At 74.3% G+C, this 22,915-nt stretch carries 14 protein-coding genes and 1 pseudogene; 9 read left to right on the plus strand and 6 right to left on the minus strand.

The genetic code is table 11. The annotated features are described in order from the left end of the window. Positions 1 to 9: 9 nt before the first annotated feature. The gene (gene tkt / locus ACH4NX_RS18385) at positions 10 to 2,094 is read right to left on the minus strand and encodes a transketolase (protein ID WP_351395648.1); all 2,085 of its coding nucleotides are present in this window, start codon (positions 2,092 to 2,094) and stop codon (positions 10 to 12) included. Positions 2,095 to 2,252: 158 nt separating this feature from the next. On the opposite strand from tkt, the gene ACH4NX_RS18390 reads away from it, so the two are divergent. Then, on the plus strand, positions 2,253 to 3,221 hold the full coding sequence (locus ACH4NX_RS18390; RefSeq protein WP_398128047.1) for an AraC family transcriptional regulator: 969 nt from the start codon (positions 2,253 to 2,255) through the stop codon (positions 3,219 to 3,221). Between the two features lie 356 nt (positions 3,222 to 3,577). After that, positions 3,578 to 4,915 (plus strand): 6-phospho-beta-glucosidase, encoded by a 1,338-nt coding sequence (locus ACH4NX_RS18395; RefSeq protein WP_398128048.1) that lies wholly within the window; start codon positions 3,578 to 3,580, stop codon positions 4,913 to 4,915. A gap of 47 nt (positions 4,916 to 4,962) precedes the next feature. On the opposite strand, the gene ACH4NX_RS18400 is transcribed toward ACH4NX_RS18395, so the two are convergent. Beyond that, on the minus strand, positions 4,963 to 6,144 hold the full coding sequence (locus ACH4NX_RS18400; RefSeq protein WP_398128049.1) for an ATP-grasp domain-containing protein: 1,182 nt from the start codon (positions 6,142 to 6,144) through the stop codon (positions 4,963 to 4,965). A gap of 308 nt (positions 6,145 to 6,452) precedes the next feature. Here ACH4NX_RS18400 and ACH4NX_RS18405 point away from each other — a divergent pair, with 308 nt between their 5' ends. Both ACH4NX_RS18405 and ACH4NX_RS18410 read left to right on the plus strand, forming a co-directional pair. Then, entirely contained in the window at positions 6,453 to 7,322 is an 870-nt protein-coding gene (locus ACH4NX_RS18405; protein WP_351395633.1) for a metallophosphoesterase, read from the plus strand. Next, positions 7,319 to 7,999 carry a 4'-phosphopantetheinyl transferase superfamily protein gene (locus tag ACH4NX_RS18410; protein WP_351395630.1) on the plus strand — a complete coding sequence of 227 codons (681 nt, stop codon included), beginning with the start codon at positions 7,319 to 7,321 and terminating at the stop codon, positions 7,997 to 7,999. Before ACH4NX_RS18405 ends, ACH4NX_RS18410 begins: the two co-directional genes overlap by 4 nt. A gap of 103 nt (positions 8,000 to 8,102) precedes the next feature. On the opposite strand, the gene ACH4NX_RS18415 is transcribed toward ACH4NX_RS18410, so the two are convergent. The 3 genes from ACH4NX_RS18415 to ACH4NX_RS18425 form a co-directional block, all read right to left on the minus strand. Next, positions 8,103 to 8,339: a hypothetical protein gene (locus ACH4NX_RS18415; protein WP_351395628.1), complete on the minus strand. Its 237-nt coding sequence runs from the start codon at positions 8,337 to 8,339 to the stop codon at positions 8,103 to 8,105. Positions 8,340 to 8,476: 137 nt separating this feature from the next. Further along, positions 8,477 to 9,016: a toxin-antitoxin system, toxin component gene (locus ACH4NX_RS18420; RefSeq protein WP_398128101.1), complete on the minus strand. Its 540-nt coding sequence runs from the start codon at positions 9,014 to 9,016 to the stop codon at positions 8,477 to 8,479. Between the two features lie 32 nt (positions 9,017 to 9,048). After that, positions 9,049 to 9,705 (minus strand): helix-turn-helix domain-containing protein, encoded by a 657-nt coding sequence (locus ACH4NX_RS18425; protein ID WP_398128102.1) that lies wholly within the window; start codon positions 9,703 to 9,705, stop codon positions 9,049 to 9,051. A 231-nt stretch (positions 9,706 to 9,936) separates the two neighbouring features. Here ACH4NX_RS18425 and ACH4NX_RS18430 point away from each other — a divergent pair, with 231 nt between their 5' ends. Next, complete coding sequence (locus tag ACH4NX_RS18430) at positions 9,937 to 10,584, plus strand: hypothetical protein (RefSeq protein ID WP_351395744.1); 648 nt, start codon at positions 9,937 to 9,939, stop codon at positions 10,582 to 10,584. 54 nt (positions 10,585 to 10,638) lie between these two features. On the opposite strand, the pseudogene ACH4NX_RS18435 reads toward ACH4NX_RS18430, so the two are convergent. After that, positions 10,639 to 11,198: pseudogene (locus ACH4NX_RS18435) on the minus strand (ATP-binding cassette domain-containing protein); the annotation flags it as partial. 244 nt (positions 11,199 to 11,442) lie between these two features. On the opposite strand from ACH4NX_RS18435, the gene ACH4NX_RS18440 reads away from it, so the two are divergent. The 4 genes from ACH4NX_RS18440 (at position 11,443) to ACH4NX_RS18455 (ending at position 22,913) form a co-directional block, all read left to right on the plus strand. Beyond that, the gene (locus ACH4NX_RS18440) at positions 11,443 to 12,327 is read left to right on the plus strand and encodes a DUF4132 domain-containing protein (protein WP_398128050.1); all 885 of its coding nucleotides are present in this window, start codon (positions 11,443 to 11,445) and stop codon (positions 12,325 to 12,327) included. A gap of 32 nt (positions 12,328 to 12,359) precedes the next feature. Then, positions 12,360 to 17,375, plus strand: a complete 5,016-nt coding sequence (locus ACH4NX_RS18445; RefSeq protein WP_398128051.1) for a DNA-binding protein — start codon at positions 12,360 to 12,362, stop codon at positions 17,373 to 17,375. A 91-nt stretch (positions 17,376 to 17,466) separates the two neighbouring features. Beyond that, positions 17,467 to 21,033 (plus strand): DUF5682 family protein, encoded by a 3,567-nt coding sequence (locus tag ACH4NX_RS18450; RefSeq protein WP_398128052.1) that lies wholly within the window; start codon positions 17,467 to 17,469, stop codon positions 21,031 to 21,033. After that, positions 21,030 to 22,913, plus strand: a complete 1,884-nt coding sequence (locus ACH4NX_RS18455) for a hypothetical protein (protein WP_398128053.1) — start codon at positions 21,030 to 21,032, stop codon at positions 22,911 to 22,913. Before ACH4NX_RS18450 ends, ACH4NX_RS18455 begins: the two co-directional genes overlap by 4 nt. Positions 22,914 to 22,915: the final 2 nt, after the last annotated feature.

The following is a 22,915-nucleotide window of genomic DNA, read 5'->3' on the forward strand; positions in this document are numbered from 1 at the left end:
CCGGTCGGATCAGCCGCGGACGGCTGCCAGGGACTCCCTGGCGGCGGCGGCGACGTGCTCGGCGGTGAAGCCGAACTCGGCGAACAGGGTCTCGGCGTCGGCGGAGGCGCCGAAGTGCTCCAGGGAGACGATGCGGCCCGCGTCCCCGGTGAACCGGTGCCAGGTCAGGCCGATACCGGCCTCCACGGCCACCCGGGCCCGCACGGACGGCGGCAGCACGCTCTCGCGGTACTCGCGCGGCTGCTCGTCGAACCACTCCACCGACGGCATCGACACCACCCGGGTGGGTGTGCCCTCCGCTTCCAGCGCCTCCCGCGCGGCCACGGCGAGCCGCACCTCGGAGCCGGTGGCGATCAGGACGACCTCCGGCGCCCCGGTGGAGGCCTCGGCGAGGACATAGCCGCCGCGCGCCGCGTCCGGGTTCGGCGCGTACGTCGGTACGCCCTGACGGGTGAGGGCGAGGCCGTGCGGGGCCGGGTGGGTGGAGTGGCGCCTGAGGATCTCGGCCCAGGCGGTGGCGGTCTCGTTGGCGTCGGCCGGGCGGACGACGTTCAGCCCGGGGATGGCGCGCAGCGCGGCGAGGTGCTCGACGGGCTGGTGGGTCGGGCCGTCCTCACCGAGGCCGACGGAGTCGTGGGTCCACACGTACGTCACCGGCAGCTGCATCAGGGCCGACATACGGACGGCGTTGCGCATGTAGTCGGAGAACACCAGGAAGGTGCCGCCGTAGACGCGGGTGTTGCCGTGCAGGGCGATGCCGTTCATCTCCGCGGCCATCGAGAACTCGCGGATGCCGAAGTGGATGGTGCGGCCGTACGGGTCGGCCTGGGGCAGCGGGTTGCCCTCGGGGAGGAAGGAGCTGGTCTTGTCGATGGTGGTGTTGTTGGAGCCGGCCAGGTCGGCCGAGCCGCCCCACAGCTCGGGCAGTACCGGACCGAGTGCCTGGAGCACCTTGCCGGAGGCGGCGCGGGTGGCGACGGCCTTGCCGGTCTCGAACACCGGCAGGGTGTCCTCCCACCCCTCGGGCAGCCGGCCGGCGACCACGCGGTCGTACAGGCCGGCGCGTTCCGGCTGGGCGTCGCGCCACGTGGCGATCCGCTTGTCCCAGGCGGCGTGCGCCTCGGCGCCCCGGTCCAGTGCCGTGCGGGTGTGGGCCAGGACCTCGTCGCCGACCTCGAAGGACCGCTCCGGATCGAAGCCGAGGACGCGCTTGGTGGCGGCGACCTCGTCCTCGCCGAGGGCGGAGCCGTGGGAGGCCTCGGTGTTTTGCGCGTCGGGGGCGGGCCAGGCGATGATCGTGCGCATGGCGATGATGGAGGGGCGCCCGGTCTCGGCCTTCGCCGCCGTCAGGGCCGCGTACAGCGCGTGCACGTCGACGTCGCCGCTCTCGGCGGGCTCGACGCGCCGCACGTGCCAGCCGTAGGCCTCGTAGCGCTTCAGCACGTCCTCGGAGAACGCGGTCGCGGTGTCGCCCTCGATGGAGATGTGGTTGTCGTCGTAGAGGAGGACGAGGTTGCCGAGCCTCTGGTGGCCGGCCATCGACGAGGCCTCGGCGGAGACGCCCTCCTGGAGGTCGCCGTCGGAGACGATCGCCCAGACGGTGTGGTCGAAGGGGGACTCGCCCGCCGGCGCCTCAGGATCGAACAGGCCGCGCTCGTAGCGGGCCGCCATCGCCATGCCGACCGCGTTGGCGACGCCCTGGCCGAGCGGGCCGGTGGTGGTCTCCACGCCGGCGGTGTGCCCGTACTCGGGGTGGCCGGGCGTCTTCGAACCGTGCGTGCGGAAGGCCTTCAGGTCGTCCAGCTCCAGCTCGTACCCGGCGAGGTACAGCTGGGTGTAGAGGGTCAGCGAGGTGTGACCGGGGGAGAGGACGAAGCGGTCGCGGCCGGTCCACTCCGGGTCCGCGGGGTCGTGTCGCATCACCTTCTGAAAGATCGTGTACGCCGCCGGGGCGAGGGCCATCGCCGTGCCGGGGTGGCCGTTGCCGACCTTCTGCACGGCGTCGGCCGCCAGAACCCGGGCGGTGTCGACGGCACGCCGGTCGAGTTCGGTCCATTCGAAGCGGTCCGCGCTGTCCACTGTGTGCGTGCTCATCTTCAAGAAGTCCTCGATCGGAGCGTAGTAGCTGGTCTGACGTGTTCAAACTTAAAAGTCTGACTTTTGAGAGTGAAGGTCGTGGTGTGCCAGCCTGTGGTGAAACTGGGACACTGCCCCGGCGCCGGGGCGCACGGGTGGGGCGGCACGAGAAGGACATGGCGGACGTGGCGGACGAAAGCATCCAAGCTGACGGCGACGGTGACGGTGACGGGATCAGAACCTTTCCCTTCCCGGTCGATCTCAGCCTCCTCGGCGTCGGCATGCAGGTCGGTCCCATGGGCGCCGGCCGCACCTGGCACGCGCAGGCCCCGCTGCACCGCGTGCACCGCATCGACTTCCACGTCGTCATGCTCTTCACCGGCGGCCCCGTCCGCCACATGATCGACTTCGCCGAGTACGAGGCGACGGCCGGCGATCTGCTGTGGATCCGGCCCGGACAGGTCCACCGCTTCTCACCGCGGAGCGAGTACCGCGGAACGGTGCTGACCATGCAGCCGGGCTTCCTGCCCCGCGCCACCGTGGAGGCCACCGGCCTCTACCGCTACGACCTGCCGCCCCTGCTCCGCCCCGACGAGGCACGGCTCGCGGGGCTCACGGCCGCCCTCGACCAACTGCGGCGCGAGTACGAGGACGCCACCACCCTGCCGCTCAGCCTGCACACCGCCGTACTGCGCCACACGCTGTCGGCGTTTTTGCTGCGCCTCGCCCACCTCGCGGCCGGCTCCGCCGAGGCGGCGCGCCAGGGGCGGGCGGACTCGCCGGGCGACACCGCCTTCACCCTCTTCCGGGACGCCGTCGAACGCGGCTTCGCCACCAACCACAGCGTCAGCGCCTACGCCGAGGCGCTCGGCTACTCCCGCCGCACCCTGGTCCGCGCGGTACGCGCCGCCACCGGTGAGACGCCCAAGGGATTCATCGACAAGCGGGTCGTCCTGGAGGCCAGACGGCTCCTCGCCCACACCGACATGCCGATCGGCCGGATCGGAGCGGCGGTCGGCTTCCCGGACGCGGCGAACTTCTCCAAGTTCTTCCAGCAGCACACGGACCAGACCCCGGCGGCGTTCCGGACGGAGTTGCGCCGAGAACACCGGACACCTGCCCCGGGGCACCCCGACTCCGTATGATCCGGACGCGGCTGTCACCGGGCGGGCTCCAGCCCGAGCACGGGGCCGACCGGGTGGTGCGCAGCGGCCGCGGCTCAGCGCTCATCGACGGCGTGGGCGGGGTGTCCGGGAGTGAACGGCCCGCCGTACGGCGGTGGTTGCTCGACCTGCTCGGGCTGTCCCCGCGGGACTTCTTCCGCGTCACCTCCCGTCCCGTCCCTCCGCCGTGGACAAGTGCCCGCCGGACCCGGCACAGCGGTCCGGGCGTGGGCTGTTGCCGGTCATCGCGGCGCGGGCACGGTCCTGCGCCCGGCCGGCCGGGCGTGCCATGATCGGCGCCAGGCGGAAGTCGGGCCGGGTGACGGAAGGGTGCGGGCGTGAGGCTGACGATTCTGGGCGGCGGTGGATTCCGGGTGCCGCTCGTGTACGGGGCCCTCCTCGGGGACCGGGCCGAGGGACGGGTGACCGACGTCGTCCTGCACGACCTCGACGCGGCCCGGCTGTCGGCGGTGACCCGGGTACTGGCCGAGCAGGCCGCCGGGGTGCCCGACGCCCCTGGGGTGACCGCCACGACCGACCTGGACGAGGCACTGCGCGGTGCCGACTTCGTCTTCTCCGCGATCCGCGTCGGCGGCCTGGAGGGCCGGGCCGACGACGAGCGGGTGGCGCTCGCCGAGGGCGTCCTCGGGCAGGAGACGGTCGGCGCGGGCGGCATCGCCTACGGGCTGCGCACCGTCCCGGTCGCCGTGGACATCGCACGCCGGGTGGCCCGGCTGGCGCCGGACGCCTGGGTCATCAACTTCACCAACCCGGCCGGTCTGGTCACCGAGGCCATGTCCCGGCACCTCGGCGACCGCGTCATCGGCATCTGCGACTCACCGGTCGGCCTGGGCTGGCGCGTCGCCCGCGTGCTGGGCGCGGACCCGGACCGGGCCTGGATCGACTACGTCGGCCTCAACCACCTCGGCTGGGTCCGCGGCCTGCGCGTCGCCGGCCGCGACGAACTCCCGCGGCTGCTCGCCGACCCGGGGCTGCTCGGCTCCTTCGAGGAGGGCCGGCTCTTCGGCCCCGAGTGGCTGCGCTCCCTGGGCGCGATCCCCAACGAGTACCTGCACTACTACTACTTCAACCGGGAGACGGTCCGCGCCTACCAGGCGGCGGACCGGACCCGCGGCGCGTTCCTGCGCGACCAGCAGGCCGGCTTCTACGAGGAGATGCGCCGCCCCGACGCCCCGGCCCTGGCGACCTGGGACCGCACCCGTGCCGAACGCGAGGCCACCTACATGGCCCAGAACCGGGAGACCGCGGGCGCGGGCGAGCGCGAGGCCGACGACCTGTCCGGCGGCTACGAGAAGGTGGCGCTGGCGCTGATGCGGGCCGTCGCCCGGGACGAGCGCACCACCCTGATCCTCAACGTCCGCAACCGCGGCACGCTGTCGGTCCTCGACGCCGACGCCGTGATCGAGGTGCCGTGCCTGGTCGACGCGAACGGCGCCCACCCGGTGGCCGTGGACCCGTTGCCGGGGCACGCCACCGGCCTGGTCTGCTCGGTCAAGGCGGTGGAGCGCGAGATCCTGACGGCGGCCGGTTCCGGCTCCCGCGCGGCAGCGGTACGGGCCTTCGCCCTGCACCCCCTGGTCGACTCGGTCAACGTGGCCCACCGCCTGGTGGACGGATACACGGCGGTCCACCAGGGCCTGGGGTACCTGAGGTAGGCGGAGGCCGGGGGAGCCGCCGGGCGGCCGTCCCTCGGCGCGTCGTCCTACGCGGGAGCCCCGGCGGCCGGGTCCGGTGCGACGGCGGCGATCGGGCCGGCGGCCGGCGCGGTGGTCGCCGGATACCTCACAGGAGCGGATGCGGAAGCAGATGCCGGAGCCGGAGCCGGGGTGGCGGGGAGGTCCGCGCGCTGGTGTGGCAGGGACACGGGCCGCAGCGGGCGCGGTCCGGACAGCACCGTGTAGTCCTGCCCCAGGAACGGCGGCGTCAGCTCGCCCGGGTCGTCACCGAGGGCCAGCCGGACCGCCGCCCACGGCACGTTGATCCCGCACAGCGCCAGCTGGTGCAGACCCCCGGCCGGGCGGGTGTTGACGTCCATCAGGACGGGCCGGTCGCCGTACATCCGGAACTGCACGTTGGACAGGTGGTGCAGCCCGAACGCCTCGGCGATCCGCCGTGCGGGCGCCAGCCAGCGCTCATGGAGGGTGAACCCACGGCGGCGGCCGTTCTTGGTGCGGCCCACGGCCAGCCGTAGCCGGTTGTCGGGCCCCGTCAGGCAGTCCACCGAGACCTCCGGCTGCTCCAGCAGTGGCATCACCAGCCAGTCGACCGGCTCCTGGGCCACCCGCAGCGCCTCGACGACCATGCGCAGCGGCACGGACGGGCTCGGGAAGCCGCTCAGATGCGTGAGGGAGAAGGGGTCCCGGGTGATCGTCCGGAAGCCCACGCCGCCCGCGCCGGACGCCGGTTTGAAGCACGCCTGGTGGCCCTGAGCTTCCAGCTCCTCGACGGCCGAGACGAGTTCCTGGGCCGTGCGGACCCGCCACCACGGAGGCACCGGGACGCCGATGGCCCGTACCGCCTCGTAGGCGATCACCTTGTCCTGGAAGACGGCCACCGCCTCCGGCGGCGGCGCGAGCAGCGCCGTACCCGCCGCCTCGAACTCGGCGCGGTGGGCCACGACCGCGGCCTGGTGCAGCCGGGGAACGAACACGTCGATGCCGCGTCGCGCGCACTGGTCCAGGGCGTACTCGACGTAACCGCCCGGGGACAGGCCCTCCGGCTCCAGGTCGGCGGTGTCCGCGGCGGCCAGTACGGGGGAGTCCGGGTCGCCGTGCGTGGCGTGGATCTCGACGGCCCGGTCGGCGGGATTCCTCCGCAGCTGATCCATGAAGAAGACGTTCTCCGCGTACGTGCGATTGAGCCATACGCGTACGGGAGAAACCATGCGGGCCGCCTTTCACGGTTCGCGGGCAGGGCGAAGCGGGGCCGTGCCCGGCCGGGGGGATTTGAGGGACACCAAGCCGCCCTGCGCGGAGGGAATCGTGGCGGTGGTGTTGGGCCGATCATAGGGGGTCCCCTGCCTCCGAACGCAAAGCGTGTCGCCCGGACGCACCAGCGCTGCCACGGGGGCGGGGCAGCCCTGGTTCGGGGGACCCCGGCCCGGAAAGCCTTGGACCGGGGGCGAGTCGTCCTTGTGACCGGAGCCCGGGATGTGATCTCGTGACGTCGAACGCGCGTCCGGAAGGGGTGGGGATGACATCGACGGTCGGTGGCCCGGGGCAGCTGTGGGCCATCAGCGACCTGCACATCGGCTACCCGGAGAACCGCGCCCTGGTCGAGGAGCTGCGCCCCGCCGGTGACGACGACTGGCTCCTGGTGGCCGGCGACGTGGCGGAGACCGTCGCCGACATCCGCTGGGCCCTCGGCACGCTCGCGGACCGCTTCCGCCGGGTCGTCTGGGCCCCCGGCAACCACGAACTGTGGACCCACCCCAAGGACCCCGTCACCCTCCGCGGGGCCGCCCGCTACGAGCACCTCGTCGAGATGTGCCGCGAGCTGGGCGTGACGACACCCGAGGACCCCTACCCCGTGTGGCACGGCGCCGGCGGCCCGGCGGTCGTCGCACCGCTGTTCCTGCTCTACGACTACTCGTTCCTGCCCGCCGGATGCGCGACCAAGGACCAGGGACTGGCGTACGCCGACGGTACCGGCGTCGTGTGCAGCGACGAGTTCCTGCTCCATCCCGACCCGTACCCCAGCCGTGAGGCGTGGTGCCGGGCGCGGGTCGCCGAGACCGAGGGCAGGCTCGCCGCTCTCCCCGCCGGGCTGCCGACGGTCCTGGTCAACCACTACCCGCTGGACCGGCACCCCACCGACGTCCTGTGGTACCCCGAGTTCGCCATGTGGTGCGGGACCCGCCTGACCGCCGACTGGCACCGGAGGTTCCGGGTCGACACCATGGTCTACGGGCATCTCCACATCCCGCGGACCACCTGGCACGAGGGTGTCCGCTTCGAGGAGGTGTCGGTGGGCTACCCCCGCGAATGGCGCAAGCGGCCCGGGCCGCCGGGACGGCCGCGCCGTATCCTGCCTTCTCCGACGAGACAGGAGGTGGACCGGTGATCGAGGAGTTGCTGCCCGACACGGTCGTCACCGTGGAGGCCCACGGTCAGGACGACGCCGGGCACCTGCCCCTCTACCCCGAGGAGGAGGCGCTGGTCGCGCGGGCGGTCGCCAAGCGCCGCCGGGAGTTCGCCGCCGTCCGGTCCTGCGCCCGCCGGGCCATGGAGAAGTTCGGAGTGCCCGCCCAGCCCGTGCTGACCGGAGAGCGCGGTGCGCCGCGCTGGCCGGACGGGCTCACCGGCAGCATGACCCACTGCGACGGCTACTGCGCCGCCGCCCTGGTGCGCGTCACCGACCTCGCCTCCCTCGGTATCGACGCGGAACCCGACGCACCGCTCCCGGACGGGATCCTGCCCGGTGTGGCCCTGCCCGTCGAGGCGGAGCGGCTGCGCCGGCTGGCCGACGAGCGTCCCGGCATTAACTGGGACCGGCTGCTCTTCAGCGCCAAGGAGTCGGTCTACAAGGCGTGGTTCCCCCTCACCGGGCTGTGGCTGGACTTCACGGAGGCCGCCATCGAGTTCTCCGTGGACCCCGGCGACCCGCGCCGCGGCACTCTGCGCGCCACCCTGCTGGTGCCGGGACCGATCGTGCGGGGCCGGCGCCTGGCCCACTTCGACGGCCGCTGGACCTCCCGGCACGGCCTGATCGCCACGGCGGTCGCCGTCCCGCACACCTGAGCCTTCCGGCACCGCCGGTGGTCCCGCGGCCCCGCGCCGTCCGCCGCCCGCCCTGCCTGGCGGCGTCGTCCGCACGCCGGAGGACGGAGTGCGGGGCCCCGCGTCACGGCCGGGGACACCAGCTCCGCAGCAGCCGGAAGAACTCCTCCTCGTTGCCCGCGAGGCCCGCGGCCCTGAGCGCCTCCTCCGCCTCGGCCAGTACGGAGGGTGGGACGACGGGCGGACGAGCGGCGCCCTCCGGCCCCGCCGCGGTGTCGAAACCGGCCCGCACGGTGTGCAGGAGCCGCAGGTAGGCCTGTACGGCGGTGCGCTCGTGGTCGGTCAGTACGGCGGTGGTCATCGGTCGGCTCTCCCCACAACGACGTCAGCGGTCACGCGCCCCCGCGCGGCGGCGGCACACTCCCAGCTTGCCGCCCCCCACTGACAATCCCGCCGAGCCGCGCCCCGTACGCGGCCCGCGACAGCCCGATCGAGTCATCAGCCCAGGTAGCCCAGCGACGCGCCGATCCGTCCCGCCAGGTGGTCCCGCCGCACCGGCCCGCGCAGCGAGGAACCGGCCAGCCACGTCCGGCACTTGCTGGCCAGCAGCAGCCCGAAGGTCTCCGCCTCCTTCTCGTCGGCGAGGTCGAAGCGGGAACGCGCGGCGACCGCGCGTACCGTCGCGCGCAGTGCCTCGTCGTCCCGGTCCGGGCCGTCCCCGGCGAGGAGCCGGGCCGCGACCGCCGCGCCCTCGACGTGGTGGCCGCGGTGCCCCGCCTTCATGTGCCACAGCTCGTGCCCCAGGATGACCAACTGGTGATCGGGTGCGGTGCGTTCCTCGACGACGACCAGGTCCTGGTCGGCCATGTCGAGCCACAGTCCGCTGGCGGTCCCGGGCGGAAAGGCGGCCATGCGGAACAGCACCGGACGGCCCCGCCGCCTGCTCATCGCCTCGCACAGCGCCGTGTGCAGCTCGGCGGGCCGCGCCGGGGCGGGAAGCGTCAGCTCCGTGACCAACTCGCCGCACAGGCGGCGCATCTCCTTACCGATGCCCACGTTTCTCCCCAGGCTCACGACTCGGGCCGCTTGACGCTCTCCAGGAGCATGTCCAGCCACTCGGCGACCTTGTCGCGGTGCTGGTCGGTGGGCAGTTGTGCGGCCCGCCAGGCGATTCCGCGTACGCCGTGGTCCTGCAACAGCCGCTCCAGCGGGTCGCCGTCGGCGGCCGCCGCCTCCCGCTCCCGGTCGGCGAGCTGCTGCAGCAGCTCCTGCTCGGTGCGCTGCAGGGCGCCCGCGAGCGCCTCGGGATCCTCGGCGGTGAGGAATCCGGCGTGCACCCGGAAGAAGCGCTGGATGGCGTCGCAGTGCTCCATGGTGGGCCGGCGGTCGCCGTTGATGAGGGCGCCCGCCTGCTGCCGGGACATGCCGGCTCCGTCGGCGATCTCCTGCTGGGTGTACTTGCGGCCGTTCGGCTTCAGCCGGGTACGGCGCAGCAGGTCCAGGCGCTGCACGAACCGGGCCTGCACGTCGGGTTCACCCGCCTGCCGGCCGCCCAGCAGGGCTCCCAGCACGGGCTCGGGGACGCCGGAGGCGGCGGACAGACGGCCGACGTCGAAGACCTCGGTGTGCGGCACGCCGAGCCGGTTCGCGAGGGCGGTGACGCGGGCGACGACGGCCGGCAGCGCGGTCGTCGGCATGGCATCCGGACCCTCGAAGCCATCCGTCACCGACAGCTCTCCTACGTCTCTCACAGGCCTCACAGGCTTCTCACAAGCGGTTGCCGTGAACTTCCCGGAGAGTAGCCTGCGGTTCGAACTCACATCCAGGTCTCGCCACAACTGTGGCCAATTCCGGCCGTCAACAGGCACGAAATGCCACGATAGTTGACACGCCTCTGTCGGGGCACCAGGATCGGGACGCCGCGAGAAGGCCGCATAGGCAAGAGGGGTGACCTCCCGATGGCATTTCAGGCAGGAGGGCAGCGGCCGGCGCCGCGGCCCGCCCCCGCGACCCCCGAGGCCCAGGCGTACCTCCAGGACTACACCACGCTCCTGGACGCGGTCCCCTTTCCCTCCCTCGTCGTCGACCACCGCTGGGACGTCGTGCTGGCCAACGGTGCCTTCCGGGCACTCTTCCGGGGGACCGGACCGCACCCGACGGCCATGCCGGGCGACAACTTCCTCAGGTTCGTCCTCTTCCACCCGGACGCGGCCGCGGTGCTCGGGGAGCACGAGTCCAGTTGGTGCCTGCCCATGCTGGCGCACTTCGCCGCCGCCCTGGAGCGGCACGGCCACGACGCCGGTCTGCAGGCCGTCCGGCGCGAGATCGCCCAGGACCCGATCATGGAGGCCGCCTACCGCCAGGGTCTGCCGCACTGGATCCGGGCCGTCGGCGCGGAGGCCGTCGAACACGACGGTGCCGTACGGCCGCTGCACCACCCCGATCCGCGCTGGGGCACCACCGAGTGCCGGGTCGTGGTCGAAAGTCCCCGGGCGCTGGAGGAGCTGGGCTACACCCGGCTGACGCTGGTGCTGCGCGAGCCGCACCGTCCCGCGCGGCCCCGCCGTACCGCCGCCCACCTGAGAGTGGTGCCCGCCCCCGAGTGAGCCGCCGCGCGGGGCCGGCCAGGTCAGTGAGGTGGCGGCGCCGTCCGTCTTGACCGGCTGGGCCGCCCCGCCTTTCGCCGCCTGGATCTGCTCGTGCACACGGGTCCGCGGTTCGGCGCGGCGCGGAGCCACCCGCGTGCGCACCTGGTCCCGCTAGGCGGGCAGGCCGACGGTGAGCCGTCCCCGGACGACGGTGGGGGAGGCGGACGGCACCGGCACGCGTCAGCCCGGACAGACGGCCTCGTACGCCGGCGCACGCGCGATGGCCCCCCGCTGCTGCGTGCCTGTGGACAGCTGCCACGGATACGCCCCGGCGGCGTCCGCGAGGCCGACCGAGGCGAGGACGTCCGTGACCAGGTCCCGGCGCCGCGCCTTGCTCAGGTCCTTCTGCTTCAGGGGAAGTCCGACGTTCTCGCCGACCCGCGGCCACGGGAACAGTCCGCGTCCGTACTCGTGGAAGACGAACGCCATGCCGGGCGGCGGACCGGTCACCTTCCGCCCGGCCGGGAACGCCTCGCCGGCCGCCGGGCCGAGCCTGCGCCCACGCACTTCGGCAGCGTCGTCGTGCCGCAGCCGGACGGACCCGCCAGGCAGACGAGTTCGCCGGCCGCCACGGTGAAGGCCGGGTCGCCCGCAGCTCGACCAGCTGGAAGAGGACCGAGGGCACGAAGCCGAGCAGACCGAGCAGCAGGATGCCGGTCCACATGCCGGGGCGAACGTCTCGCTGATCACCATCAGGATGATCCCGACTGTCGGTGGGTGCCCCTAGTCTTTCGCCAACGTCACAGCGGAACGCGCCGACCAGGGCCGTCTCCCGCGCCGTGCCGTGTTCCGAGTGGTGGGAGAGGCGAAGAACCTATGGGTTGGCTGGCAGCGGGCGGCACCTACGAAGTCGCGCTGGTGGAGGGCCGGGTGGTGGCCCGGGCCGCGTCGGGGGCGTCCCCGGCCGGGCAGGAGGGCAAGCGGGAGAGGGCCCTGCCGGCGGAGATCCGGGACCGTCCCGAGGTCGTCGAGCTCCAGCGCTTCGCCGAGTGGCTGGACTGGCACGCGGCCGAGTGCGCGGCGCAGGTGGCCAACTGGATGGTGTCCTCACTGCCGGTGCCGGCCGCTCTGCTGGCGCGGGTCTGGCCCGACGAGGCATGGCAGGTGGCGCTCCGCGACATCGTTATCGTCGGTGACGGCCCCGACGACGTCGGCTTTCTGCGCGACGCCGACGAACCGGGCGGACTGCGGGTGGTGAACCTGGACGGCGAGACCGTCCGCCTGGCGGCCCGGACGGTGACCATGCCCCACCCGGTCCTCCTCCCCGACCTTGACGAACTCCGTGTGTTCGCGGCCGAGTTGGAAGTAGTGCAGGGCGTCGAGCAGATCCACCGCGCCACCTGGCGCAAACCGGAGGGGATCGACCTCGGGGCCCACGCGGTCACCGAGTTCGCCGACGCCGAGTACCGCTCGTGGTTCCACCTCTCCTCCCGTGCCACGTCCCTCGGCTACCGGATCTCCGGCAGCGGCGTGGTCGACCGGATCCGGGACGCCGGGCGCGTCTTCACCGCCACGGTCGGCATGAGCGACCCCTACGCCGAGGAACAGGCCTGGACCGGCAACCTGACCTGGAGCGACGAGGACGGAACCGACCGGAACCTCCCGTTGACCGAGGTCGGCCCCGTGGCCTGGTCCGAAGGCATGCGCATGGCCGCGGCCCTGCACGCCGGCCGCACCGTGACCACGGACGGCGCCCGGTGAACGGCAGCGGTACGCCCACCCACGAAAGGCACATGAGCATGAGCGACGGGACGGCACGGGACAGGACGGCGGCGCAGACGGAGGAACTGCTGCGTGCCGGTGCGGTGCTGCCGCCGGGCACCACGGGGGGCGGCGACCGGGCCGTGCCCGTGTTCACCCGGGCCTACCGGCATCCGGCGTTGGAGGGCCGGACCGTGGTGCGCCTGATCGCCGAGGACCGGACCGAGGGCCCCGGCACGGGCTTCCTCGGACTCGTACCCGAGGGCGAGCCGGTGCAGGTCGGTGTCGGGCAGCACAAGGCCATGGGCTTCCCCGAGTGGGTGCTGGTCCGGCACCCCTCGGACGGCCACCTGGCGATGTCCCTCGTCGAGGAGATGGACAAGGTCGCGCGGATGGTGAGATCCCGGGCGAAGAAGGCACGCGCCACCTACGAGTCGATCGGCGAACGGCTCGCCGGATCCGTACCGCACTTCCTGCCGACCTTCTACGAGCAGGCCGGCCGGGTGTTCCTGGGCGCCGACCAGACGGCGTACGCGTCCCAGATGTTCGTCAACGCGCGCAAGGCCGAGACGGCACACGGGCTGCCCTTCGACGAGGCGCGCATGGACGCGGTGTTCCTCGAGTTCGCCCTGGCCGGTGCCGTACCGACGAAGATCCTCTCCAGCTACGCCAAGGGCCTGGCGTCCCGCGTACCGGCCAGGGCGGCCTTCCGGCACCTGCGCGGGCTCTTCGTCCGGCTCGCCGCGCACGGTGTGCCGCCGTCGAGTCCGGGCGCGGCCGACCTGCGCCGGCTGGCGAAGTCGGTCGCGGGCAGGGACGCGCTCGCCGAGGAGATGGCCTACCTCCGCGAGATACTGCCGCTGCCCGGCACGGCCAAGGCACCCACCGGCTGGTGGAAGGCCCACCGGGCCGCCCTGCTCGAACTGTCCCGGCGGGAGCCCGCCGTCCGCGGCACACTGCTGGGGCAGCTGCCCACGGAGTGGGAGCGGGACGAACTGCCCCAGTGGCTGGACCTGCTGGAGAAGTCCGGGGCCGTCGCCGGGTTGTGCGACGCCGCACTGCCCGCCGAGGAGCGTTCCCCCGACGGCACGGTCGGATGGACCCGCAGATTCCTGGCCCTGTGCGACACCGACAGGCAGCACACCGCGCCGCCGGAACTGTATCCGCTGGTCGACCGCATGGCCGACGTGCTGCGTGCCGAACTCCGGGCCCACGGGGACGCCCTGCAGCCCCCCGGCGGCGACGTGGACCTGCTCGATCAGCTTCTGGCCCTGGACATACCGGTGGCGGACCCCGGTGACGAGCGGTGGCTCAACCTGCACACCTGGGCGGTCCGCGAGCACCGGCGGGACCTCCTCGCGCTGGCGGCCGACGCCCGCTTCCATCCGGCGTTCCGGTACAGCTGCCCCGACTCGGTCTTCGGCAACAGCGAGCAGGCCGTCGTCAACCTGGCCAGGTCCCCCGGCGGGCGACCCATGCTCGCCACCTGGGTCGAGGAGATCAGCCGGAAGTACCTCACCAGCGAACTGGCCGAGCTCTCCGGCTTCTCCGGGGCTCTGCACACACTGTCCTGGCTGCCGGGAGAGGTGCTGGCCGTCGCCGCCGACGAGGTGCGGGAAGCCCTGGCCACCGGCGTCGCGCCCGCACTGGCCCGCACCCTGCGCACCGGCGTCCTCGACGAACTGGGCTGGCCCGCCTGGGAGCAGGCCCTGCGGTCCGCCGCGTCTCACGACGAGAAGCCGCGCATCAGGGTCACCGACAGCTGGCCGTACCTCATCGTGCTGTCGGGGCCGGAGGTCCGGGTGATCGGGGCGGAAGGCACGGTGCTCGCGTGTGAGCCGCGCCTCCCGGACGGCCAGGACCGGCCCTGGACGGTCTGCTACCAGTACGTCGACGGCGCGTTGTTCGTCTACTGGCGCCCGACCGGCGGGGGCGACTGGGACGGATACTGGCACGACGGCACCACTGCCTCGCCCCGCGTGACGGTCGAGGGCTCCACCTACTCCTCCCACCCCTGCGACGTGAACGGGGAGCACGGCGTCAACGGGGGCTTCTCTCCCGTGTCCCTGCCCCTGCCCGGTGGCGGCCGCACCAGCGGCCGCGGGGTGCTGCGCCGGGGGGACGCCTTCGTACCGGACATGCGGCTGGTCGTCGGCGACGGCGTCTCGTACTGGGTGTGGGCCAGGGAGAGGACCGAGGACGGGCGGTACGGCTGGCGGGAGTACGACCCGGTCGGCGACACGGTGGGCCAGGCCGGAGCACCGGACTGGTTCGACGACGCCCTGCGTACCGCGCCGAAGGGCAGCCACCTCGACACCGCCTGGCTGCGGCCCGCCTTCTTGGCCGCGCCCGGCCCGATGTGTGCCCCGGTGGACGGCGTGCTCGGCTGGCGTGTGGTCACTCGGCCCGACGGTTCGAAGCAGGGCGAGGACCTGTCCGGACGCTCGGTCGTCGTGCCGCCCGGAGCGAGGTGGAGCCCCGACCACGCACTGCTGTTCCCCGGCGCCGACCGGCCGGTGGCCGTGACCCGGAAGGGACGCGACATCGAACTGCGCGACCCGCGTGGATCGGTGCTCGCCGCCCTCTCGGGCCACCGGGCCGGCGCCTTCAGCGCGGGCACCGCCCTGCTCCCGCCGGTTCGCTACTGGCACCTGCTCCAGCCCCGCGACCCGCAGGGGTCCCTGGCCCTTCGCCGGATCGGCGAGGACACCGCGGCGGCGTTCCTGGAGGCTGCCGTGGCGCAGGCACCCGGGGACGAGACGGAGGACCCGGAGGTGGTGCCCGCTCTGATCCGGAAGCTGCTGCCGCAGGTCGGCCACGAGGCACTGCGCGCGGGCATCACCGGAGTGGTGCGGTTCGCCGCCGAGCAGCAGCGCGTCCTGGACGCGGCGCGCGCCCGGCTCGACCTGGAGATCGAGGGTGCCACCCCCGAGAAGCCACGCCCCGCGCCCGGAGACCGCCTGCTCGCCTCGGCGCTGAACGGCGTCGGCCTGACCAAGCGCGACGCACGCGGGTACTACGACTGGCAGCACAGCATCTTCGAGCTGCCGCACCTGCTCTCCCGGTCCATGAAGGGCCTGGCCGAGCCGGCCGCCGCGGGCACCGCGCACCTGTCCCTGCCCAAGCGGGAACCGCTGGAGTACCTGAACGCGCTGGCCCTGCCCGACCTGCCCGCCGTACTGGCACTGCGGGCCGCCTCGGAGTCCACCGTGGAGGAACACCGGCGGGCGCTGGACGACTTCCTCGAGGAACTGGACGCGCGGGAGCTGACGGAGCTGGACCCCCGCCACTGGCGCCGCGTCCGGCTGTGTCTGGAGACCAGACTCTTCGAGGGGCCCGACGCCGTGCGGGGCTACACGGACGAGACCGTCCTCGACCTGGGCGCGGGCGCGTTCCTCGTCTTCCCCGACGACTGGTACCGGTTCGTCCACCAGTACGGCCACCACGAGATCAGGGGCCGGCACTACGGCGCGATCCACCACGACCCGTCCGGCCGGTTCGAGACACCCGCCCCCTACACACCGGACACACCGGTCGGTGAGGAACCGTTCGTCCCGGAGCCGACGCGGGCACCCGGCTGGGTCGCCGCCTTCCGGGCCGAGCTCGCCGAGCGCGGCCCCGCGCCGTGGCGCCCCGAGGCCGCCGAGGAGTTCGCCCGGCTCACGGGTCTCACCCCGACCACGGCCCGGCTGGTGCTCGCCGGTATGCCGCAGATCGACGACAAGCGCGTGGCCGTGCCCCCCGCGACCCTGAAGGTGATCGGTGTGAAGTCGGCCGACGCCCGCGTGGCCAAGGAGGAGTTGAGGTCCCTCGACATCGGCGCCCTGCGGGCCGTCGTGGCGGCGCTGCTGCCCACCGAGCCGTTCCGGCTGTGGACGGACGGCCCCGACGTGGCCGCGGCGGCCGAGGTCTGGAACGAGCGGCTGGGCCGGCGCGTCCCCGTCCCCGAGGACGTACTCCACGACGCCGTCCGCGCCGTGGAGTCACCGGGCTGGGCACCGGGCGAGGCGCTGCGCGGCTTCCTCGACGTACGCGCCGAACCACGGTTGAGCAGGGACCTGACCTGGAGGGCAGGCAACTACCGTCCCGAATCCGCCGAGGACACGGCCGGTTTCGACGAGCACGCCCTGCGGACAGCGGTGCCCCTGGCCGCGTGGCTGGCCCACCGCCTCCCGTCCGGCGACCCGGTCCGTGCCGTGCTGCCCTCGGTGCTGACCGCGATACGCGACCGGCTGGCTCATCCGGGACTGCTGCTCGCACTCGGCGGGAGCATCGACCTGGAGGCGTACCGTCTGGCCGCCGGCGACCCCACCGAGACCGGTGACGGCTTCGAACGCCACGGCGCGGTCGTGCTGGGCGTCGCGAGCTCCATGCCCTACGCCGCCCTGCGGACCGCCCTGCTCGACCCGGCCGGGAACGACCCCCACATGGCGGCGCTGTTCCCCGGCCAACGGCCGAACGTCGTCGAGAGGGCCCTGCGCCTGGTCCACGACCGGTCCTTCGCCGAGCTGCTCGCCGACCCCGGTGACCCGGTGGCGGGCGAGCGCGACGCGGACGGGCTGTGGTGGCCGCAGGACCCCGCCCGGTCCGTGCCCGACCTGGTCGCGGAGGTGGCCGAGCGCTACGGCGTCGGCGAGGACGCCGCCGTCCTCTACCTGATGCTGCTCGCCATGCCGGACCCCACCGACCGCAACACCGCGCGCTGGAGCGGCTGGGGGAAGCAGCGCGGCGGAACGGCCCGGCTCCGCGCCGCCCGCGCGGAACTCGCGGCCACCGACCTCGTGGTCGAGGGCAACCGCTCCAAGGCCGGACGTTCGCTGTTCCTGCCCGGCGGCTGGACCCAGTTCGCCATTCCGCACCTGCCGCTGGAGCGGTGGAAGCTGCCGATGTACGACCTGCTCGACGGTGAGAGCCCCGTACTGGGTGTCGTCGTACCCACCCGGCCCGTCGCCGGTCTGTACCGCGAGGCCTGGCAGCGGGTCCTGGGCGGGGACGGACCGCAGCTGGAGGCACTGGAGGTGCCGCGACCGCGCAAGCGCCGTCGCTGAGTTCCGTCAGTCGCCGAGTTCCGCCACGAGAGGGGACGGTCGCCGCGCGCGGCCGTCCCCCGCCGAACCACTCACTGGGACCCCTGACCGCATGACCGCGAGAGAAGAAGCGGCCGCCCGGGTGGCCGAGCCGGCGACCCGCACCCGGCCCTACCTGATCGGCGTACGGCACCACAGTCCCGCACTCGCCGTCGCCGTACCCCGGCTCCTGGACGCCGCGGCGGCCGAGGTCGTCTGCGTCGAACTGCCGGCCGACTTCCAGCCCTGGCTGCCGTACCTCTCCGACCCGCGCACCACCGCGCCGGTCGCACTGACCGGCGCGTACGAGGACGGACGGCTGCGCTCGTACCCCCTCGCCGACTTCTCCCCCGAACTGGCGGCGATCCGCTGGGCACGGGAGCGGGGCGCGGAGGTGATCTGTGCCGATCTCCCCCTCACCGCCCCACAGTGGCCGGCCGGGGCCGACGCCTGCGCGAGGCCGGCCGGGCCGGACGAGGACGACCTGTGGGACCGCACCGTGGAGTCGTCGGCCCCGGGCAGCACGCCCGAGGCCGTACGCCGTGCCGCCCTGGCCGTCGGCCGGGTGCTGCGCCGGGACCGGCAGGCGCACGGCGGTGTCGCTGCCGTCGACCTGGCCCGCGAGGCACACATGCGCCGCGCCGCCGTCGCCGCGGCGAAGGGGCGCCGGGTCGCGGCGGTGATCGGCGCCTTCCACGTCCCCGGCCTGACCGGCGAAGAGGAACACCCGCGGGCGACGGCGCCTGCCGACGGCCTCCCCGCCGGCCGCGCGGTCGTCACGTCGCTCGTGCCGTACGCCTTCGCCCTGCTGGACCCCCGCTCCGGTTATCCGGCCGGCGTCCGCGACCCGCGCTGGCGGCAGGCCGTGCTCGACGCCGGTGGCGATCCCGGCCGGATACGCGACGCCGCCGCGCGCGTCATCACCGAACTCTGCCGGGAGATCCGCGCGTCCGGGCACACCGCGGGAACCGGCGAGGCGATCGAGACCCTGCGGCTGGCCTGCGACCTGGGCGCCCTGCGCGGCCTGCCCGCCCCCGGCCGAAGTGAACTGCTGGAAGCGGTGACGTCCGTACTGGGCCGGGGCGAACCGCTCGGCCGGGTCCTGGAACCGGTACTCGTCGGCACGGAGCGCGGCCGTCTCGCCCCCGGCACTCCTCGTTGCGGACTCGGCCCCTGGGTGGAGGCGGAGCTCGCCTCGCTGCGGATGCCCTGCCCGGGCAGCCCCGCCCGCCGTGAACTCCGGCTCCAGCCGCTCCGCTCCGCACTCGACGCCCGGCGCGAGATCCTGCTCCAGCGCCTGGGGGAGTGCGGGGTGGGCTACGCCGAGCCTGCCGAGGTGTCCGCCACGGGGGACGGGAGCGCCCTCACCACCCGCTGGCGGGCGGCCTGGACCCCGGCGGTCGTCGCCCGGCTCGAACTGGTGGGAGTCAGAGGCGTCACCGCCGCGCAGGCGGCCGACGGCACTCTCCGGGAGAACCACCGTCGTGCGTCGCGGGCCGCCGGCGGAGCCACCCCGGCCCAGGTCATCGGCGTCCTGGGCGCCGCGGCCAGGTGCGCGCTGCCCGTCCTGGTCGGCGACTGCCTCACCGAGGCCGCGCGGTCACTGCCCGCCGCGGCCACACTGCCCGAACTGCTGCATGCCCTGGACCTGCTGGACTCCATATGGCGCGGACACCTGCCCGGCACCACCGAGCGGATACGCGTGCGGGCGGCCGGAGTCTCCGAGACCGTGCTGGAGGCCGCCGTGCGGGCCCTGCCGGGGCTGGCGGGCAGCGACGAGGAAGAGGACGCTCTCGCGATCGTCACCCTGGCCGTCCGAAGCGGCGAGGAACGCCTCGGCCTGCGGCTGGACGGCGAGTTGTACCGGCTCTCCACCGCGGGGTCCGGGCTGGTCCAGGGGGCGTCCCTCGCCGCCCGGGTGCTGCTCGGCCTGGACGGCTCGGACCTGCTCGGCCGAAGGCTCGCCGGGTGGGTCGACACGGCCACGGGAGCGGACACCCGGCGCCGGCTGGAGCGCCGGCTCACGGGGGTGCTCATCGGCGCCGGTCCGCTGATGGAGTACGTACCCACCGCCCTCGAGCCGCTGTTCGAGCGCGTCGAGACCATCGGCGACCGCGACTTCCTCGACCGGCTCCCCGCACTGCGCGGCGGCTTCCGGGCGCTGACCCGGGCCGGCCGGGGCCGGCTGCTCGCGGCCGTGACCGACCGCCTGGGCCACCGGCCCGGCCTGCGGCTCCCGGCCTCCGCCGAGCTGGTCGGACGCGGGGCCGAGGCCGACCACGAGGGACTCGCCGCACTGCGGGCGGTGGGCCTGGACGGGCTGGTGAGCCCTTCGGCGCCGGCGCGCACGGACACCGGCGCCCCTTCCTCGCCGCACACGGAGGACCCGGCCCCGGACCGGCCGGCGCCCGGGGCCGCACGGATCCGCCCCGCAGACCGCTGGCGGCTGCTGCTGGGCCGCGACACGGCGAAGCTGCCCCCGGGCCTCGTGCCGTACGCCTGGGCCCTCGACGAGCTGTTCGGGACGGACGGCCAGGAAGGCCAGGACGGCCAGGGCGGGACGGAAGACGGGGAGGGCGCGGGCGGCGGTGACCAGGACGGCGGCGCGCAGGGCGGCGATCGGGCGGCCCCGGCCGACGGCCGTACCGACGGCCGGCGCGCCGACGGCGGGCGCACCGGTGGCCGGGGACCGGGCTTTCCCAGTGCCCGGCACTGGGCCGAGCGACTCGAGGCGCTCTTCGGCGCGGACGTCCGGGAGGAAGTCCTGGGACGCGCCGTGGAGAGCGGCCGTACGGACGTCATCGCCCACCTCGACCCCGCCTCGGTACGTCCCTCCGTGGAACTGCTGTCCGCCGTGCTGTCGCTCGCCAGGGGGATGCCCGAACAGCGGATGGCGAGCCTCAGGCCGCTCGTCAGACGGCTGATCGACGACCTCACCCGGGAACTCGCCACCCGGCTGCGTCCCACGCTGACCGGCCTCACCTCGCCGCGCCCCACCCGGCGCCCCGGCGGCCGGCTGGACCTGCCCCGCACGCTGCGGGCCAACCTCACCCACACCCGCCGTCTGGAGGACGGCAGCGTCGAGGTCATCCCCGAACGGCCGGTCTTCACCACCCGCACCGCACGGGAGAACGACTGGCGGCTGATCCTCGTCGTCGACGTCTCCGCGTCCATGGAGTCCTCGGTCGTCTGGTCGGCGATCACCGCCGCCGTACTGGGCGGCGCGCCCATGCTCTCCACCCACTTCCTCGCCTTCGGCACACAGGTGGTCGACCTCACCGACCGGGTCGCCGACCCGCTCTCCCTGCTGCTGGAGGTGAGGGTCGGCGGCGGCACGCACATCGCGGCCGGGGTCGCGCACGCCCGCACGCTGGTGCGGGTGCCGAACCGCACGCTGATGGTGGTCGTCAGCGACTTCGAGGAGGGAGCCGCGATCGACGGGCTGCTGGCCGAGGTCCGGGCCGTGGTCTTCGCCGGTGTCCAGGTGCTGGGCTGCGCCGCCCTGGACGGCGGCGGGGTGCCCCGCTACTCGGTGCCGGTCACCCGGCAACTCGTCGCGGCCGGCATGCCGGTGGCCGCGCTCAGCCCTCTCTCGCTGGCCCGCTGGGTGGGCGAGCGCGTCCGTGGAGCGACCCGATGACCCCTGCCCGTCCGGACCTCCCACTCCCACCGGTCGTGCCGGAGGTCTTCGCCGCCGCGGCTGAGAGTCTGACCACGCGGCTGCGCGGCAGACTCGACGCGGCGGTCGAGGCCCTGGCCACCGCGCACGTCACCACCGGGGACGGGACGTTCGGCGTCCGCTGCGGCGACGATGTCACGGTGACACTGGCGCCGGGTCCGTCCGGCGCGGTCACCGACGCCGGACAGGCCCGCTGCACCTGCCTCCTGGCACCGCGCTGCCTGCACCGGACGGCGGTCCTGGGCGCCTGCCCGGTCGCGGACGCGGAACCCGCCCCGCCCGCCGGATCCGCCCCCTCGGCGTCCACCCGGTCCACGGCCGCGGCAGCACCGCCGGCTCCCGACCGTCCGACCGCCCCGGCGGGCAGCCCGGAGGGCCGGGCCGACCAGGTCCGTGCCGCGGCCGGACTGTGGGCGGCGGGGGCGACCGTGCTCTCCGCCGGAACGGCCGGTGCGGGAGCGGTCGTCCAGGCCGAGCTGCTCCGCGCCGCCCACACGGCCCGGCTGGCGGGCCTGCACCGCGCGGAGACCGCCGCCCTGGGTGTGGTGCGCCACCTGCGGGACGCGCGGGACCCGGACCGTTCCCACAGCCTCGCCGAGCTGGTCGCCGCCCTGCGTGAACTCCTCCTGGTCACCCATCGGGTGAAGGACGGCGACCCCGACCCGGCACTCGTCGGTTCGGTCCGCCGCAACCACCGACCCGACGGACCGCTGCGGCTCTACGGCGTCTGCCGCGAACCGGTGATCGGGCCGGACGGCCTCGGCGGAGTGGTCACCCACCTGGTGGCCGACGACGGCCGCTGGTACACGCTCCGCGACGTCGAGCCGGGCGGTCCGGCCCGGGCCCGCCGAGCCGGTACCGCCCATGTCGCCATCCGGTCCTTCCTGAGCGACCACTTCCGGGTGTCCCGCGGTGGCCTGATCCTCACGGGTGCCGCCGTCTCCCCGGACGGGCGCCTCCTGCGGGAAAAGGGGGTCCGTGCCACCTTCGCCGCCGGACGCCCCTGGGCCGCCGCGGACCCGGCGGCGGTCGCCGCCGGCCCGGTCACCGGGTCCGCCACCGGCCGGCCCCCGGCGGCCTTCGCGGGTGGCCCCGAGGAAACCGGGCACGCCGGGCCCCTGACCGGCTGCGACGTGGAGATCCTCGCGGCCGACGGCGAGGAACTCCTCGTCCGGGTACTGCCGGGGCGAAGTGGTGACCCGTCCCCGGCAGGACGGCCCGCCTCCGGTCCGCCGGTCCGGCTGGCCCCCGCCCACCGTCATCCCGGTCTCGCCCACACCGCCAACCTGCGGAGGCTCGGCGCGGGGCCGGGGCTGCGGATCCGGGTCCTGGGACGCGTCGACCCCGACCGGGTCACCACCCTGCGCCCGCTGGCCGTAGGCGCGATACCCGGTAGCGAGGCCACCCTGCGTCTCCCGGACGCCTGGCAGGGCCGTGCCGACCTCGGCTACGACCACCTGGAAAGCGACCACTTCCCCCCGGATTTCCCGCCACCGTCCGCGCCCTCCGGTACTCCCGCGCCGGCCACCGCCGCCGACTCGCCGCTCCGGCGCCTTCGGCGTCTGGTCGAGCTGGCCGTCGCGGGTGGACGCCGGGCCGCGGCCGAATCCGCGCGTGACGACGATCGCCACGGCCACGTGCTCGCGCTGCGCCGCGGCGGATTCGTCACCGGTGCCGAACTGGCCGCCGCGCTCGGCACGGTGGCCGCCCGGCGCACCCGTGACGCGTTCGGCCGCCTCGACGAAGCCGGCCGGGACCGGTACCCGGCCCAGTGGCTCGCCACCGCCGTCTACCTCGCCGGAGCGGAGGCCGCCCTGCGCGACGCGAGCTGGCGCGGATGAGT

The sequence above is a fragment of the Streptomyces sp. NPDC017225 genome (genome assembly GCF_044331465.1).
GTDB lineage: Bacteria > Actinomycetota > Actinomycetes > Streptomycetales > Streptomycetaceae > Streptomyces.